Annotated in this window: 9 protein-coding genes; 1 reads left to right on the forward strand and 8 read right to left on the reverse strand. The window is 45.5% G+C overall.

Annotation, left to right across the window (positions count from 1 at the left end; translation table 11 throughout):
• Positions 1-75: 75 nt before the first annotated feature.
• The 8 genes from AC1DO4_RS06495 to AC1DO4_RS06530 form a co-directional block, all read right to left on the reverse strand.
• A complete protein-coding gene (locus AC1DO4_RS06495; RefSeq protein WP_477414017.1) occupies positions 76-270 on the reverse strand; it encodes a hypothetical protein in 195 nt (64 codons plus the stop codon).
• A gap of 6 nt (positions 271-276) precedes the next feature.
• Entirely contained in the window at positions 277-1329 is a 1053-nt protein-coding gene (locus AC1DO4_RS06500; protein WP_477414019.1) for a metallophosphoesterase, read from the reverse strand.
• A gap of 75 nt (positions 1330-1404) precedes the next feature.
• Positions 1405-2943, reverse strand: coding sequence for a RagB/SusD family nutrient uptake outer membrane protein (locus tag AC1DO4_RS06505; RefSeq protein ID WP_477414021.1), 1539 nt, complete (start codon positions 2941-2943; stop codon positions 1405-1407).
• A gap of 19 nt (positions 2944-2962) precedes the next feature.
• Positions 2963-6283, reverse strand: a complete 3321-nt coding sequence (locus tag AC1DO4_RS06510) for a SusC/RagA family TonB-linked outer membrane protein (protein ID WP_477414023.1) — start codon at positions 6281-6283, stop codon at positions 2963-2965.
• 155 nt (positions 6284-6438) lie between these two features.
• Positions 6439-7383 (reverse strand): FecR family protein, encoded by a 945-nt coding sequence (locus tag AC1DO4_RS06515; protein ID WP_477414025.1) that lies wholly within the window; start codon positions 7381-7383, stop codon positions 6439-6441.
• Between the two features lie 70 nt (positions 7384-7453).
• Positions 7454-8044: an RNA polymerase sigma factor gene (locus AC1DO4_RS06520; RefSeq protein WP_477414027.1), complete on the reverse strand. Its 591-nt coding sequence runs from the start codon at positions 8042-8044 to the stop codon at positions 7454-7456.
• 170 nt (positions 8045-8214) lie between these two features.
• Positions 8215-9639 (reverse strand): MATE family efflux transporter, encoded by a 1425-nt coding sequence (locus AC1DO4_RS06525; RefSeq protein WP_477414029.1) that lies wholly within the window; start codon positions 9637-9639, stop codon positions 8215-8217.
• A 178-nt stretch (positions 9640-9817) separates the two neighbouring features.
• Positions 9818-10639, reverse strand: coding sequence for an alpha/beta fold hydrolase (locus tag AC1DO4_RS06530; protein WP_477414031.1), 822 nt, complete (start codon positions 10637-10639; stop codon positions 9818-9820).
• A gap of 744 nt (positions 10640-11383) precedes the next feature.
• Between AC1DO4_RS06530 and AC1DO4_RS06535 the strand changes: the two genes are divergently transcribed.
• The gene (locus AC1DO4_RS06535) at positions 11384-18637 is read left to right on the forward strand and encodes a cellulose binding domain-containing protein (RefSeq protein WP_477414033.1); all 7254 of its coding nucleotides are present in this window, start codon (positions 11384-11386) and stop codon (positions 18635-18637) included.
• Positions 18638-18646 lie beyond the last annotated feature (9 nt).

The raw sequence follows: 18646 nt of genomic DNA on the forward strand, positions 1-18646 counted from the left end.
AAGACGGCTGCAACCTACGTGTCATTTATACTATCAAGCCGCTGCCCCTCTTTATGATCTTTACCTGGTCCGTTATCAAAGAGGTACGGTAACTACGTCTTGTTTCGGTAATTGGGAAAAGCAGCAATCCGCCAAAAAACAGGCTGGGCCGCTATAAAATTCGGGCCTGAAGCCATCAATGCTGATGATAACTACATATTTCGGCTTTTGTGCCAGGGCATGGAAGCTTGTCAGCACAATAATTACCAATGTTTTTAAAACGATTTTCATAGCTGCTTACTTTACAGGAGTATCAAATAAAGGCACGGTAAACTGGCTGTCAGCATCCGTTTCGTTTTCTTTGGCATAAGGCGAAAATGTCCTGACCGACAATTCATTATGCTTAACCGAAAACTTGTACAGGCGCATTAAACCGTTCCCACCGTTAGGCCGGCTTTGATAATCGTTCAGGAAAGCCTTAATTGTATGCCCGTTATAGGTTTCGGTGCGATAACCCTCGCCATTGTCTCCAACATGTCCGCAAAGCATCATAAACAAATTGGGGTTACTTTTCAGGCTTTCATAAATAGCTTTACCCTGCGCGTTAAAAGGTGCCTGCGGCGTGTTGGAACCGGTTACCGGGTTAAAATGCAAAATGGAGTGGCTTACCACAATTGCCTTGCGGCTGGTATATTTGGCTAAAACCTGGTTGGCCCAGGAATACATGCCCGCCTGGTCTTCATTAAAAGCGTCATATTCCAGGAATAATACAATGAAATCAACGCCGCCGGCAGTAAACAGGTCGTAGTGGCTATCGTTATTCTCGCCATAATGACCGCCGTAATAAGGGCGCCCTTCAAAATGCTTTATACCAAAATATTGGTTATAGCTACTGGTGGAACCTTTAACCGGATACTGCGACGGGAACTGATCATGGTTACCAACAGCCAGCCCATAGGGTATGCTTACCGGGGTTTCCAGGCCGTAAAGCGCGGTTTTGGCCAGGTACCATTCGGCCCGTTCTGTAACCGGGTTATCGCCATGCTCAGTAATATCGCCCATATGCGCCACATAGGCTATATTTTCTTTAACCTGGTTCTTTTTTATCCAGTTAATCTGCGCTTTAAACATATCAAAGGTTCCGCCAAGCTGTGCCTGGGCCAGGTAGTATTGCGTATCGGGCAGTACGGCAATGGAAAAATCGCCTGGTTTAACCACTGCGTCAGGTCCTGGGGTGTTTAAAACCGTATCCGTTAATGGTAAGTTATTTTTTGATTGTGCATTATAATTCAGCAATAGCAAGCCAAGACAAAACCTGGCTGCCAATGCGTTTCTGTATTTGAGTATCATGAGTTTTTTGTTTGAAGGTTAAACCATATCCCCGCCTGTAGTTATCCGCAGGCGGGGATGGCAAAAGATGATGGATCAATAACCGGGGTTTTGTGCCATCACGCCCGGGTTCAAATCAATTTCCGGCTGTGGTATTGGATATAACAGCTTGTTAGCCGTTACATTATAAGTATCCGGCGTAAGGTAATTTACCTGTGTTTTAAGCAGGGTGCCAAAAGTATTCATTACCTCAACCGCCCGGCCGGTACGTACCAGATCGTTCCACCGGTGATTTTCAAAGGCTAATTCCACCCGGCGCTCGTGAGCAATGATATCGCGGAGAGACGCCTGGTCGGCAGTAGCGGTTTCAGGTAATCCGGCCCTTGACCTTACTGTATTTAATGCCGTTAGTGGCGATTTACCTTGTTCGTTTTCTGCTTCGGCCAAAAGCAGCAACGCATCAGAATACCGGTAGATAGGGAAGTTATCGCTGGAGCCTGTAACTGCGATAAGCGGCGGATGTTCATATTTTTTGATATAGGGGACACCAATTTTACCTACGGCAGGTACATATCCCACCACACTTTTGTTGGCCGAATAAACAAACAGGTCGCTTGCATTATAAGCTCCTTCAACAATTCCTATCGATGCGTCCAGGCGTTTGTCATTCGGCTCATAAGCATTGATCAGGTCTTGCGTGGGTGTATTCCAGCCGCCGGTTGAACTATTGTTGATCGCGATACCCGTAATAACCGATGTATTGGTGCTTCGCGGTATAAAATGGAAAGGCAACGGATTTGGGGTAGTGCCCAAAACGGTTCCTTCCAAAAACTGGATGTCGAATATAGATTCCTTGCTGTTTTTATTTATCGGTGTAAACGCATCCGCATAATTGGTATTCAACCCGTAGCCCATACCGGCAAGGGTGTTCAGCAGGGTTTCGGCATCGGCCCATTTCTTTTGGGTGGCATAAACCTCAGCCAACAGCATCGTTGCAGATCCCTTGGTGGCCTCTCCCGTTTGTGGAAACCTGGCAGGGGCGTTCAGCTCGCTGATGGCGTCCTTCGCGTCGGCAATGATCTGGCTATATACTGCATCAGCCGCTGAGCGTGGTAAAAAAGCTTCATCGACCTTAGTCACTTCCTTTAAAAACAAGGGTACACCGCCAAACAACCTAACCAATTTAAAATAGTAGAAAGCCCTTAAAAACTTCATCTGTCCATCAATTGGTGATTTGGTTGCCGCATCAAAATCAGCCGCTGCCAGGCGCTGAATCACAATATTGGTTCGCGAAATACCGGTATAACAATGCTGCCAAACAGCGTTCACATAATCATTAGTGGGCGTATTGGTGAAGTTTGAAATACTTTCACGGTATAAATAGGAGGTACCACGATTGCTGGGATATGGTTGATAAATGGTATTATCCGAGCGCATTTCTGATGTAAAATAATCGTTCACCAAAACATCCTGCAATGGTACATATGCCGCGATGGCAGCTTGTTTAAACTGGTCGGGAGTTTTATAGAATGAAGCACTGGTATAGGAATCTTTGGGTGTAAGATCAATAAAGTCCTTTTTACACGAAAGTGCAGTAAGTGCGATAAAAGCAAAAATGATATATATCTTTTTCATAAAATGTTCTTTTAGAGGGTTATTTAAAAGTTGCTGAAACACCAAATGAAAATGTGCGGGGTATAGGATAAGCATTTTCATCAACACCGATACCCTGCGTAGGATCAAGCCCTGCAAAGTTGATCTCGGGGTTCATACCCGAATATTTAGTGAATACAAAAGCCTGCTGTACTGATGTATACACTCTCAGGCTGCGCATTAAAAATTTGTCGCCCAGGTTGAAACGATAGCCCAGCGAGATATTTTTTGCAGTGAGGTAAGAGCCGTCTTCAACCCATTGCGAATTAACCTGGCGCCCCATTGCCGTAGTACCGGTTTTTGTACGGGGATAAACGCCGGAGCCCGGATTTTCGGGCGAGCGCCAGCGGTCTGCAGCCGCTGCAAGCATTACGCGCGAACCGTCGAGATTGCTTTGATAGGCCCACTTGGCGGCATTCAGTATTTTACCGCCTACAGAAAAGGCCATATGGATGTTCAGGTCCCAGTTTTTATAAACAAAGTTATTGGTAAGGCCACCTGTAAAAGTTGGTGTCGGGTCGCCAATAAAGGTACGGTCGTTCACATCATCAATAACCCCGTCACTGTTAATATCCTTCACCTTAATGGTGCCAACATCTGACGCGCTGCCGTATTTTGCTGAGTTGGCCAGATCATTGGCATCTTTATATAAACCTAAAAATACAAAGCCGTAAAATTCGCCCAGGTGATGTCCTTCCTGCTGGCGGAAATAATCAGATGATACGGTATTGTTCCTGCGGATGTAACCCGGATTAACGATATCTTTGATCAGGTTGCGGTCAAAAGAAATATTTAAATTGGTAGTCCATTTAAACTTACCTGTAAGATTGGTAGAGTTAACCGTAAACTCGTGTCCCCACAATTCAATCACACCTACATTATCCAGGATACTGGTAGAACCCGAAGCTTTTGGTATGGGGCGTTGCATAATAAGCCCGTCAGAGATCTTATGGTAATAATCGTAAGTAAAATTCAACCGGTTATTAAAGAAGGAAAGATCGATCCCCAGATCAAACTGTTTGTTGCGTTCCCAGCGAAGTTCGCTGTTGCCCAAACGATTGATGGCTTGACCTGAAACAGCTGCGCCACCAAATTCATAATAATATTTCCCTATGGTTGCCTGCGCGTCGTAGTTACCCAAAAAGAAATTATTACCGGTTACGCCATAACTCGCGCGAATCTTCATCAGGTCAAGAAACCGGAAACCCTCCATGAACTTTTCATCACTTACTACCCAGCCCGCTGACACCGAAGGGAAATTGCCATAACGCTGATTCTCGCCAAAGCGGGAAGAGCCGTCGCGGCGAATGGCGCCTTGCAGCAGGTACCTGCCTTTATAGTTATAGTTAAGACGGGCGATGCTTGACAATAGTGAATATGCGCTATAGGAACTACCTCCGGCTGATAAGCTGGTAGCTGCGTTTAAATACGGGATATCATTGCTCGGATAACCTAAACCGGTCAGTGTATTACTGGTACCGCTATATTTTTGAGCAGAGTAGCCAGCAAGCGCTTCCAGATTATGATTACCAAAAGATTTATGGTACACCAGGTTTGCCTCGGCGGTATAGGATCCATTATCTGCCGAACTGCTGGTGCCGGTGGCTTGGCCTGCCGTTGAGGTAACCACACCCGACTGGAAATACTGGCGTGTTTCGCTGCCCTTGTCTACGGCTATATTGGTTTTAATGCTCAGGCCCTTTAAAAACTCATAGTTTAAATAGCCGTTAGCTAAAATGCGGGTGGTTTTATAATTATCATTGGTGAGGTTGAACTGGGCCAGCGGGTTAATATAAGCCACCATACCGGGCGAATAGGTATCACGGTTATAAGTACCGTCAGCATTATAAGGAGATTTTAATGGGCTGGCTTCAAAAATCCTTTCAAAGAGGCCGCCGACTCCATCAGTTGTTAAACGGTTGTTGTGATCCAGCCGGTAGCTTGGTGCAAGGTTAAAACCTATTTTCAGTTTATTGTTGCTTAAGGACAGGTCCTGATTGATACGCAGCGAAAACAATTTGGTGCCTGTATTGATCAGAACACCTTGCTGTTCCTGGTAACCGGCTATAACGGTTGATGTTGATTTTTCGCGGGCACTACGGATAGTAACATCATAACTTTGAATAGGCGCGGTGCGGGTAAGCAGTTTAAACCAGTTGGTACCTTCGCCATATTGCTCCGGGTTTAAATAATCGGCCGGGGTGGCTGTGGTATAACCTGGCTCATATTTGCGGCTATCTTCAAACTTCCCGTTCATATACTGGGCAAACCCGCGTGCATCCATCATTTTCGGAACACGCTCGCCAGGTATTTTCTGCACACCGTAATTCGCGTTAAATTCAATCTGTGCATCGCCAGGTTTAGCATGCTTAGTGGTGATCAGTACGACACCATTTGCCGCACGTGAACCGTAAAGCGCAGTAGCCGAAGCATCCTTTAATATGCTGAAACTTTCGATCTCGGCAGGGTTCATATTGTTGATGCTACCAGTAACAGGAATGCCATCTACCACCACCAGAGGCTGGTTGCTGGCATAAAACGAGGCCGCACCCCGGATCCGAAACTCCACACCGCGGCCGGGCTGACCGCTGCTTTGCGAAATCTGTACACCGGCCGCTTTGCCTTGCAACTGCTGGGCAAACTGCATCACCGGCATATCCTGGAGCGGAGCCGCGTCTACCTGGGTCAAAGACCCGGTGACTTCTTTGATACGCTGTTTACCGTAGCTTACGGTTACTTCTTTTAACAGCATACCTGGCACCAGGCTGATATTCAATATTGTGGTTTGATTGCCGGTAACCTTTACATCGGCGGTTTCCAATCGTTTATATCCTACAAATGAAACGGCCACGGTATAAGCACCTTCCGGAATGGCAATCGTATAACTACCATCATTATTGGTCATCATTCCCGATGTGGTACCCGCAATACTTACAGATGCTCCCGGTAGTGGCTGACCGTTTTCATCGGTAACCTTGCCGCTTATGCGACCTGTCAGTTGCCTGAAGAGGATAATATTACCGGCCTGTTCTTTAAACCCGATCTCCTGGCCTTTGAATAATGCACCAAGGATGTTTTTCAGGCTTTCGTTCCGGTAATTTGCCGGACTGACATGCTTACCGGCCAGGTTTAAGAAAACTTCATCGTAAGCAAAAACAACATTGGCCTTTTGCTCCAGCTTTTTAATAGCGGTCGAAAGATCTTCGTTTCCCAGGCTGATATCCAGGCGGGTGTTTACCCCCTGTGCTGCCAACTCAGTGGCCCGTACCGATACCAGGCCGATGGTTATTGATATGGAAATTAGTAAAAATGAGATACGCATAATCTGTCTGCATAACTGTGTATAGAAATTCATATTTTTGATTGCTTTGTAATAGGTCAAATAGTTGCTAAGCATTGCGGGCGGGGTCGGCAAACCTTCACCTGCTGAAATTAAAGCCGGCTCCTGCTGAAACAGGACCGGTTTCTTTTTTAAGGCTAATAAATAATTACGTAAGTACCCTCCTTTCTGAAATGTGCATTGTGTATCGCGCTGATAAGCTTCAGTGCTTCTACGCTGGGTGTGTTACGTTTAATGCGTAAGGTGAATAAATAATCATGTACCCGCTTGTTGCCCGCCTTTAACGTAAGACCGTACAGGTTTTTAAAAACCAGCGACAGCTCATCAAATTTTACGCGGTTTAAATAAGTATCTCCGTCTTTCCAGCTCTGGCTTTGGCTGGCGTCTACTTTTTTCTGTTCAAAGGTGCCGCGATCTGCCAGGTAACTGAGCTCCTGCCCCGGCGTGACGAACGACAGCAGTTTTGTTGCTTTGCTTACCCCCACTTTGCCGGTAACCACTGTGATTTTGACATGAGGCAGGCTATGATAGGCGTTAATATTAAATGAGGTCCCTAAAACCTGCACCTGTAACGGAGCCGTGATAACCCGAAATGGTTTACGGGTGTTATGTTTTACTTCAAAAAAAGCTTCGCCTTCATCTAAATATACCTGGCGTATAGCCTTATCAAAATTGGAAGGGATACGCATCCTGCTTTGTGCGTTTAGCCATATAACGGAGCTGTCTGGCAATGTAACCCGCCTAATCTCTCCGCTACGCGTCCGTAAAGTTGTAAATGTTTCATGAACGGGAGCCGCTGGCCTATGCAGGAAAAAAACCAGCACAGATGAACAGCATAACAATAAAACACTTGCAGCAATGCGGTAATTGAACCATACGGGCGGCGCGGACTTGTTTATGCTTTCGCTGATCCTTGCGTGCATGGCATTCCTGACACGCTCACGCTCGTCAGCTGATAAAGACTGCTTTTCGCTTTCGGCCTCGTAGGAATCATACCAGGCTTCAATTATGGCTTTTTCGGTTTCATTGGTGGTACCTTTGAGGTACCGACCAAGTTGTTTTATAAATTTACGTAGCTCCATGGTGGGTTTTCAACATTAAGTCGTCAAAAAGCCATCAGGGTACTTATAATTTACATCACCATTTTGTTAATTAATTGTAAAGCACAAAAAGTATCAGCGCTAAATATGCTGTACTTTGTTCGGGGTGTTTTTTAGCAATTACAATTCGCAGCCGCCGTAATACTTCAGAGATATAATTTTTTACCGTTTGTTCGGCCAGTCCCAATTCACTGGCAATTGCTTTTACCGAATGGTTTTCGCTGCGCAACTGGTAAACCTTTTGCAGCATCTCGGGCATGTGTTTAACAGCCTGCTCAAGAGTCCGCTCCAACTCAAGGTATCCCGTATGGTCGTGTATCGAATTTTCAAGCAACTCTACCCGCTGCATCGCATCCTGCAGGCGAACGTGAGTAACCTTTTGAGACCTGAAATAACTGATTACGCTTAAGCGCACCGCACTTAATAAGTATTGCTCTAAGCTGGTTTGGACAGCTAAAGTATGCCTGCGCTGCCAAAGCTTGATAAAAATTTCCTGCACAAGATCCTGCGCCTGTGCTTCATCATCAAGCCTGGCCCGGGCTGCCCGGTATGACCGCTCCCAGTAACGTTCAAACAGCAGGTCAAAGGCCGGATGATCGTCTTCCCTGATACGCGAAAGTAAAGTAGTGTCGGCAATTTCCATGACTTGTCCGCGCAAACTTACACTACTAATGTTAACTAAACTTTAAGGAAATGATTACAACATGGCTGTCAAGGCTGTATTTTAATAAACTTGCAATCAAAAGTCACACTATAAAATACCGGCGTTGAACCAGTTAAAAAATTAGTTGATCTGCGATAATAAATGGTACACTAAACCATGATTTTCTTCCATTTTCCACGCTTAAACAATATATAAGCTGCTATGGCCAATCCTATTTCGGCGACAGGGATAGAAATAAAAACGCCGGTTGGCCCCATTGAAAAATACTTGGCCAATAAATAAGCAAAGGGTATCTGGAATAACCAAAATGTAAAAACATTAATTTTAGTTGGTGTCCAGGTATCGCCGGCGCCATTAAACGCACTGGTAAAAACCATACCTGCTCCGTAAATAATAAAACCGCCGCTTAAAATTTGTAACGATCGGGTGGCCACTTTTTTAACCTCCTCATCGTCTGTAAAAAAAGAGGCAAATAAATGTCCGCAGGTTAAAAACAATACGCTCACAATGCCTAAAAATACAACCGTATATTTTATAGTTTGAAATACCGATTGCTCTGCCCTGTCCAAATGCCCGGCGCCTAAATTTTGCCCAACCAATGTTGCTGCCGCATTGCTTAAACCCCAGGCCGGCAGCAGGAAGAACATCATTAACCTAAGTGACGTTTGGTAACCTGCAGAACCATGATCGCCCCCTGTTGTAGCAACCAATTGTGCCAAAAATATCCAGCTGCAACTGGCTATTACAAACTGCAAAATACCCGGCGCCGCAATTTTAATAATCGCTTTGATCTGCTGCCAGTCGGGTATAAAATAGCTGATACGGATTTTTAAAGCATTTTTGCCATTAAATAAATTGTAAACCTGGTAGGTAACACCCAAACCGCGACCAATGCTTGTGGCTATGGCCGCTCCTGTTAATCCAAAAGCCGGGATAGGGCCAAGGCCCCTGATAAAAATGGGGCATAAAATAATGTTCGCCATATTAGCAATCCACAAACTACGCATGGCGATGGCGGCGTTACCGGCTCCTCTGAAAATACCATTTATTAAAAACAACAGCACAATAATAATGCTACCGCCCATCATAATGCGGACAAATGGAGTTCCATGATCTGCAGTTTCTGTCGATGCACCCATAATTAAAAGCAGGTCCCTGGCGTGTAAAAACCCCAAAATACTGATGGACAGGTTAATAAACACAGCAATTATAATGGTTTGCATCCCTGCCTTTGATGCGGCTTCAGGATTTTTTTCACCAATGCGGCGGGCAACAACTGCCGTTGCGGCCATACTTAAACCTATGGCCAATGAATATATTACGGTTAATACAGATTCGGTTAATCCCACTGTTTGAATAGCATGACTGCTGTTTTCTAAATGACCTACAAAATAAAGGTCGACCAGCGCAAAAACAGATTCCATGGCCATTTCCAGCATCATGGGGATAGCCAATAAAACAATTGCTCTTTTTATACTGATGGAGGTCAGGTCAACTTCGTGCCCCTTTATTGCTTGTTTTAAAACCGAAAAAAAAGAAGATACCTTACCGTTTATAGTAACTGATTGTGACATAAATATAAGCTTCTATTGTTTTAGGTAGTGGCTTTTTATCTGAGACCCTGAGTTACAAATATAACGAGACCTTTTGGTTACACAAGCTGTGATTGAGATCAACATAAATAAAGCCTTGAAATATTAATTTTCAAGGCTTTATATTTTTAAACCTAATTCGAAAAATTATCTTTTTTATTTATGATTTGATAAAAGCCAAAAGATCTTTATTGATGGTTGCAGCTTCTGTTGTTGGCATTCCGTGGGGGAAACCAGGATATGAAATAAGCTTTCCGTTTTTTACAAGCTTTACAGCCTTTACTGCCGTAAGTGCAAATGGAACAATCTGGTCATCCTCGCCGTGCATAACAAGTACAGGAACATCCACGCTTTTAAGGTCTTCTGTAAAATCTGTTTCCGAAAAAGCCTTAATACAGTCATAATGCGCTTTTATTCCGCCCATCATTCCCTGGCGCCACCAGTTATCCCTGATTCCCTGCGATATTTTGGCTCCCTCACGGTTAAATCCGTAAAAAGGCATGGTAAAATCCTGGAAATATTGCGGCCTGTGTGTTGCAGTGCCTTCGCGGATCTCATCAAATATAGATATTGGAATTCCGTCAGGATTGTTTTCTGTCTGTACCATGATTGGCGTAACCGCGCTGATCAGCACAGCTTTGGCTACACGGCCTTTTCCATGCTTTGCAACATAACGGATAACTTCGCCACCACCTGTAGAATGGCCAATGTGCACAGCGTCTTTTAAATCAAGGGCCTGGGTAAGCTCGGCCACATCGGCTGCATAGGTATCCATATCGTGTCCGTCGGCAGTTTGACCCGATCTTCCATGCCCCCGGCGATCATGGGCGATAACCCTAAAACCCTGTCCAAGGAAAAACATCATCTGTGCATCCCAGTCATCGCCTGATAAAGGCCAGCCGTGATGAAAAAAAAGCGGTTGTCCGGTCCCCCAGTCCTTGTAATAAATTTCAGTGCCGTCTTTTACTGTAATTTTACTCATTGTTGTTGATTTTGATTGTTGTGATTAATAAGGCTAATTCAATTATTGAAACATGTTAACAATACCATGCAGTTTTGGTTTTTACGATCTTTATAAAAATGCCCCGGCATATTGGTCATGTCGGAGATACCTGGTAGATAATAAGATGCAAATCCAGGTTCAGCTCTGGTATGCCTCTTTTTTACTGTTTACAATTCGCTGTAAATAAGCGACATACAAAATTACTCCCTTCCCTCCAAACAACGCACAACCAACTGATTTACAACGAATTACTTCACAAATGACCTATAGCAGGTTTCCCGCTAAAAATATTTTAAATTATTTGAGTATAATAAATGCCATTGCCTGTCTATTTGATGACCTGTGGAAAGTAGTACTTGCTTTTGCCTGAATAGTTATAAAATGAATAACTACAAGGCACAAAAACGCTGTTTTCTATATACATACACACCTGCTGTTTACGACTGACCTATTTTAATTGCGCCATCAAATCATCTTACGATGGCGATGTTCTTATACATGTATTTTTTTAGCCAATCCATAATAATCAAAGTTTAAACTAATTATTCACTATTTATGAACCTTTGTACCTATCTCACACCCCGGAAAAGAAAAAAAAGTTTATTTCTTTTCCTGCTTATTTTTGCTTGCCTCATAACCACAAGTAAAGTAACCCGGGCACAGACCTTTGTAAATCCCGGCGTTCCCTTTACTCATGCTGACCTGGCTCAACTTAAGGCCAATATGAATACGGAGCCCTGGCTTACGGGATATAACTCCCTCAAAGGAGATTCGCATTCGCAATTGAGCTATGGAATGAGAGGGCCTTTTGCTACGGTAACCCGTGCACCCAATTTAAACAATCCGGCATGGCTGGATGATATGATCGCTATTCATAACCTGGCGTTCATGTATGTTTTTACAGGCGACTCCACATACGCCCGTAAAGCTACCAATATGCTGGATGCATGGGCGGTTACCAATACTACCTGGGGTGGCGGAGAAAATATGCTCGATATTGGCGACCGGGTAGCTTATTTTGTTGCCGGGGCCGATATTTTAAGAAGCACCTTCCCTGGATGGACAGCGGCTAACGATACCCATGTCAATAATTATTTCCGTAATGTTTTATTTCCAACTTCCTGGTCGCCTTACCCTACAAGGGATGCTAATAAAGGGGCTCTTCAAACTGCAATAGCAATTGGTATATCAGCCTATTTAAAAGATCCTGTTTTATGGCAGCAAGCCCTTGAGGTATACCGTATGGATGCAGGCGGCGGGTTGCGGAATAGCTTACCTAACGGCGAAGTAGGCGACTCCGGTCGTGATGACCACTGGTTTGAGCAGATCCAGGCGCTTGGGTGGAGTGCCGAAGTAGCCTGGAAACAAGGGGTTGACCTGTTTGCAGAATTTGATAATCGTTTGTTTAAAATCGGCGAATTATATAATCAGTATAGTCAGTCGCCTGCCGGTACCTTATCTTTTATACCATACGGAGCCTATGCCAGCTATTGGACCAATTGGGGAATCCCTCCCGGATTTGTTCACAGGCATCCGTTTAACAATATCATCAAGGGAGCATATGCACTCCGTAAAGGCATCCCAACACCATATACCGAGCAAATACGTGCGCTGGCAGGCGAAGATGGTTTTTCGTTTTTGTATTTAAAATCTTCCGATACCTCGCATGCCACACCTTTAACGCCGGTTGTTTACCCTACCGATAACGTACAGGCGGTGAGTAACGTAACCAATCTGGATATCGGTAATACCGGGCTGGCAGGCAGCGCTTCGTTGAATAACGGGGTCTGGACAGTTAATTCTGCCGGAACTTCTACCAGTAATGCCTTCAGCTTCAATTTTAAAAAGATCAGCGGCAATGCTGGCCTGGTCGTAAAAGTTAACAGCATGTCGCTCAATACCGGCGGCTGCGGCGTCATGTTACGTCAATCGCTGGCTGCTGGTTCCGCATTTTGGGATATTTTTCTCAACGCTACAGGCGGTATCGGCAATCATTGGCAGCCCAAAGCCCCCTGGTGGTTAAAAATCGAACGCGTAGGTACGCGTATATTCGCCTACCATTCGCAGGACGGTATTAACTGGACCAATCTTAGTTGCTGGTATTCTGCAACAGGTTTCCCAACCGATCTGTATGCCGGGTTTTATACCATCTCTGGTAATGCTTCGGCACTCAATACTGCCACGTTCAGCAATGTAGCTTATAGTCGAACTGCGCCGGCCGGCTCTCCGGATATCAGCAGTGCTACCACAGCCACAGCTACTATTAGCACACCTTTCAGTTATAATATTACCGCCGGTGCTAATCCATCTTCTTATAGTGCCAGCGGCTTGCCAGCTGGGCTTAGCCTTGATGCGGCTACCGGTATTATTTCCGGCACACCTACTGCTTTAGGGCAAAGCGAAGTTGCCATAGCAGCTACCAATGCCAGCGGCACAGGTACGGCAACTCTCATCCTCAACGTTATCAATAACCAAACGCCCGCAGCGCCTGCTTCGGCCGCGGCATCGGTGGTTAACGCTACGCAAATTAAATTGACCTGGGCAGCTTCGGCCAACGCTTCCGGTTATTCGGTAAAACGTTCGCTAAGCCCCGGAGGTGCATATACAACAATCCAGGCAGGGGTTAGCGGTACCAGCTTTACTGATGCTTCTCCTGTGCCCGAAGTAAATAACTATTATATTATTACGGCCCTTACCGGGAATCTGGAAAGTGGTAACTCCAACGAGGTCGTTGCTTCAGTTCCGCCTGCGGCCCCTGCACAACCCACTGTGGTTAATAAAAACAAAGAAATTGATTTGAGCTGGACCACCGCCTCGGGGGCAGCAACCTATAATGTAAAAAGAAGCACCGTTAGTGGCGGCCCTTATACAACCGTAGCCAATGTACCGGGTACCAGTTACGCCGATGTGAATGTAAGCAACGGAAGCCCTTACTATTACGTGGTTTCGTCCGTTGGGCAAACCAAAGAAAGCACGAATTCCATCGAGGCATTCGGGGTTCCCGGGTCTGGTTCTTATACCTGGAAACCGACGACCGAAACCGATTCACTAAAGCTGGCTTCCAACTGGGTAGAAAATGCTATACCGGCAAGCCCGGCCATTATAATGTTCAATGCATCGGCCGATACTATTTTGACTAATGACATTAAAGGGCTGGCGGTTGCGCGGATGCAATTTAATGCGGGCGCAAACAGTTATACCATGTCTGGCGATACACTTCATTTAAAGAATGACCTGGTTAACAATGCCACAACCTCTCATACCCTGAGTACACCTGTTGTACTGGATACTTTACTCAATGTAAACAACGTAACCAGCGGTACGGTATCCCTCACCGGAGGGATAAGCGGAAACGGAAGTTTGCTTAAAAATGGTATAGGATATCTTTATATATCAGGAAACAATACTTACACCGGCACCACCACACTAAACGGTAACGGGCAAAGCTGGCCTCCTGTATATGGTATGGAGGTTTCGGGCGCTGGTACCGGAACGCCTTCGGCTCCAACATCCGGTCCGCTGGGCACGGGTAAGATCATTATGAATGGCGGAGCATTGTTCTCTGCAAATGGCGATGCAACCTTTTATAACGACTTTGAAATAGCTGCCGGTAAAACCAGTTATTTTTATCAAACCAGTAATGCGATAAACCTGCGGGGCAAGCTTTTGGGCAGCGGCACCATTGTACAGGATGGGAACGTTTATGCTGGCTTACACCTTTTTGGCGATAACAGCAACTTTACTGGTACTTTTGTATCCAAATTACGTAGCGGTAACAACCGGGTGCGTTTTGAAGTACCAGAATCGGGTAGTGCAAAAGCTTACTGGAACCTGGATGCCAACGGAAACGACTGCCAGGGCATACTGTTCGCTACCGGTACCATCAGTTTTGGCGCACTTTCCGGCAGGGGGGCAATCCGAACAGATGCGGGGGGCAGTCCTACCATCAGCATTGGGGCATTAAACCTTAGTACAAATTTTGGAGGCGTCATGTCGGGCTCAATGAACGTTGAAAAGGTAGGCTCGGGCGTACTTATTTTTAGCGGCAATAATTCATATAGCGGCACCACAACCATCAATGGCGGAAAATTCTTGCTGAATAACGACCCGTCATCCGGCGTATTTAACAGCGCGCTTACGGTTACAGCCGGTTCATTCGGCGGAACCGGTAAAGGTTCAGGATCAGTTACTATCGGAACCGGAAGCGGAACAGGCGCGATACTTGAGCCCGGAAACCAGGCAATCGGTTCGCTGATAACCGGAGCCTTAACATTAAAGTCTGATGCTACCTACAATGCCGAAATTGATTTGGGAAGTGCTGCGGGAGATAAGATAACAGCTACCAGTGTGAGCCTGGTCAATAATCCTAAATTATCTGTAACCGGCATTGCCGGCACATTACCATCGGGCACTTCTTATACCATTATTAATAATACAGGCAGCACCGCCATTGCCGGAACTTTTAAAGATTTGCCGGAATTGTCGTTAGTTACCGTGGGCGGTTATAGTTTCCGGATAACCTATCAGGGAGGAACGGGCAACGATGTTCAGTTACTGGATGACCGTACTTTGCCCGTTACCATCACCAGTTCATTAACCGACACTGTTGTAGTCGGAAAGTCTTTTAATTATACTATCGGGGCAATCAAATCGCCCAATAGTTTTTCGGCAAGCGGGCTTCCTGCCGGGTTGAATATTAATACAAATACGGGAGTAATTTCGGGCGCTCCAACCCAAACCGGAGTTTTTTCTGTTACCCTAACTGCATCAAACGGAAGCACTGCGGATACCGCAGCTCTTGCTTTAACCGTTCAAAGCAACATAGTTAGCGGAATCCTGGTTGCAGCGGGAGATGCTAAAAACATTATTGAATGGGGGCCCATATCAAACTTCAGCTATAAAGTTAAACGTTCCACTACTTCCGGAGGGCCTTATACCACCCTTGGAAATGTTAGTACTACACAATATACCGATGCGAACGTGACTAACGGAAGCACCTATTTTTACGTGGTTACATCAATTGACAGTACTGTTGAAAGCCCAAACAGCATAGAAGTAATTGCGAAACCCAATATTGGCCAGAATGATTATTATAAATTTGATGAGCAAAGCGGCACCAAAGGGGTCGACGCCTGGGGTGCAAAACATGCTACACTGGCGGCTACAGCCAGCCATGGTACCGGCAAGTACGGCCAATCGCTCCTGTTGGATGGAACGGCCAATGCTTATACAACGCTTCCATCGGGCATTATGAGTACGCTAAATGATTTTACCATTTCTACGTGGGTAAGAATGGACGCTATTACTACCTGGATGCGTGTATTTGATTTTGGGCAAAGCACTACTCAGTATATGTTCTTAACAGCTCAGGCAGCCGTGGTAAGCGGAAAATCAACTATCCGTTATGCAATTAAAAACGGGTCTGCTGCCGAACAGAACTTGAATTTTAATTATACCTTCCCGCTCAATACCTGGACAAACCTGGCAGTAACAAGGTCGGGCAGTACTTGTACTTTATATATCAACGGCGCAGCTGTAGCGTCCACCACAGCTATCAGTATCAAGCCATCGGCCCTGGGAACTACAAGTTTTAATTATTTAGGCAAATCGCAATTTTCAGGTGATCCTATGCTTAAAGGCTCAATTGACGCGTTTAAGATTTACAGCAGGGCATTAAGCGCTACAGAAATTGCTGCCGATCTTCTTAGCGATCAAACAATTACCTTTAACCTTATGACGCAGAAGGCAATGGGTGATGCAGATTTTGCACCTCCTGCCACAGCATCTTCGGGCCTTCCACTAACATACGCCAGTTCAGACACTACAATTGCAGCTGTTGTTAACGGGAATGTCCATATTAAAGCAGCAGGAACGGCTGTCATTACCGCTTCCCAGGCCGGAAATACTGCTTATAAAGCGGCAACATCCATGAACCAGACTTTAACCATAGTTAAAAAAGATCAAACGATAACTTTTAATACGTTAAGCTCTAAAACCGTTATCGATACTGATTTCTATGCGGGTGCGGCAGTAAGTTCAGGCCTATTGATCTCTTACGCAAGTTCTGATACAACAGTTGCAGCTATCTTAAGCGGGAAAATTCACATCAAAGGAGCAGGTACCACTGTTATTACCGCTTCACAAGCCGGCAATGCTACTTATCTTCCGGCAAGTTCGGTAAGCCAAAACCTTACTGTAAGCAAACTGGCTCAAACTATAGCTTTCAATACTTTAACCCCCAAAACTGTTATCGACGCCGATTTTGATGCAGGTGCCACTGCAAGCTCAGCCCTATTGGTGTCTTACGCAAGCTCCGATACGACAGTTGCAGCCATCTTAAACGGGAAAATTCACATCAAAGGAGCAGGTACCACTATTATTACCGCTTCACAAGCCGGGAATGCCACCTATCTTCCTGCAAGTTCGGTAAGTCAAAGCCTTACAGTAAACAAACTGGCTCAAACTATTACTTTCAACGCCCTGCCTGCTAAAAGACCAGGCGATGCTGATTTTAGTATTTCCGCAACTGCTTCATCGGGTCTGCCGGTAAGCTTTGGCAGCAGTAATGCAAACGTTGCAACGGTAACCAACGGACTGGTTCATATTGTGGGAACCGGAACAACTGTTATCACTGCCAGCCAGGCGGGTAATGCAACTTATAAAGATACGACGCTTAGCCAAACCTTTACCGTTATTCCGCTTAACCTGCAGGTACAGTACCAGGATGGGGATACCGGGCAATTGACCAATAACATCGCCCGCCCATTTGTGAAGGTAGTGAATGCCGATTCTGTTGGCGTAGCCTATAGCGAGTTAACCATGCGTTACTGGTTCACTGCAGAGAATTATGCCGGCATCAATACCTGGATTGATTACGCCCAGCTGGGGAACAGCAATGTAAAAATGAAATATGTTCCGTTGGATCAGCCCCGGAATGGCGCCCTGGGTTATGTGGAATATAGTTTCACTGCAACAGGGAACCTGGGCGCTAACAGCAATACCGGGCAAATACAATCCAGGTTTGCCAACCAGGACTGGGGATTGTTGAACGAGGCGGATGACTATTCCCATCAAAGCAATACCAGCAGCTATGCTGGTAATAACCATATCACGCTTTACCGCAACGGGATGCTGATATGGGGAACCGAGCCAACTGCTGCTACCCCGCTTACCAGCCTGAACGTGTTTTACCAGAATCAAAACACCGGTACCAGCGGCAATACCATCAGCACCTACCTGGCCATTAACAATACCGGGAATGTACCGGTAGCTTTTGGCGACATTACTGCCCGTTATTGGTTTACCAAAGACGGCACACAAAGCCTGAACTACTGGATAGATTATGCTAAAAAAGGCAGCGGTAACATCAGCGGTAATTTTGTACCGTTAAGTACTTCGCTTACCGGGGCCGATACCTATTTTGAACTTGCGGTAAATTCCTCAGCCGGTACCCTTTATCCTTTAAGTTCATCGGGCAATATCCAGTACCGTATTGTCAAAGCAGACTGGTCGAACTTTAATGAGCTGAATGATTACTCGTACCTGGCCAAAGATGTGATGAAGGAGAATAGCCACATTACGGTTTATTATAAAGGCCAGCTCATTTACGGAACAGAACCTTCTACAGGCTCCATGTCGTTAAAGAGCGCCCCGCTGGCCGTAGCTCCGCCGCAGCGCGATATCAGCAATGAAGGAATTATAGTACACCAGGGCCTTTCTCCAAACGGGGATGGTATTAATGATGTGCTGATCATAGACGGCTTAACAGCCTACCCGGATAATAAATTAACGATCATGAACCGCAGTGGTGTTAAAATATTTGAAGCGAATGGCTATGATAACAGCTCGAAAGTATTCGACGGGCATTCCAGCATAGGCGGTGCCATGCAACAGCCGGGCACCTATTTTTACACGCTGGAATATAAGAAGGGTGAAGAAAATAAACATAAAACCGGTTTCATCATCATTAAATACTAATAGCACGGC

It is taken from the genome of Mucilaginibacter sp. P5_A6 (genome assembly GCF_056400585.1).

What these genes read in the sequence shown, in the direction of transcription:
- AC1DO4_RS06535 (WP_477414033.1), top strand. Translation starts at nt 11,384, where the DNA reads ATGAATACGGAGCCCTGGCTTACGGGATATAACTCCCTCAAAGGAGAT.
- AC1DO4_RS06505 (WP_477414021.1), bottom strand. Translation starts at nt 2,943, where the DNA reads ATGAAAAAGATATATATCATTTTTGCTTTTATCGCACTTACTGCACTT.
- AC1DO4_RS06510 (WP_477414023.1), bottom strand. Translation starts at nt 6,283, where the DNA reads ATGCGTATCTCATTTTTACTAATTTCCATATCAATAACCATCGGCCTG.
- AC1DO4_RS06525 (WP_477414029.1), bottom strand. Translation starts at nt 9,639, where the DNA reads ATGTCACAATCAGTTACTATAAACGGTAAGGTATCTTCTTTTTTTTCG.
- AC1DO4_RS06520 (WP_477414027.1), bottom strand. Translation starts at nt 8,044, where the DNA reads ATGGAAATTGCCGACACTACTTTACTTTCGCGTATCAGGGAAGACGAT.
- AC1DO4_RS06495 (WP_477414017.1), bottom strand. Translation starts at nt 270, where the DNA reads ATGAAAATCGTTTTAAAAACATTGGTAATTATTGTGCTGACAAGCTTC.
- AC1DO4_RS06500 (WP_477414019.1), bottom strand. Translation starts at nt 1,329, where the DNA reads ATGATACTCAAATACAGAAACGCATTGGCAGCCAGGTTTTGTCTTGGC.
- AC1DO4_RS06515 (WP_477414025.1), bottom strand. Translation starts at nt 7,383, where the DNA reads ATGGAGCTACGTAAATTTATAAAACAACTTGGTCGGTACCTCAAAGGT.
- AC1DO4_RS06530 (WP_477414031.1), bottom strand. Translation starts at nt 10,639, where the DNA reads ATGAGTAAAATTACAGTAAAAGACGGCACTGAAATTTATTACAAGGAC.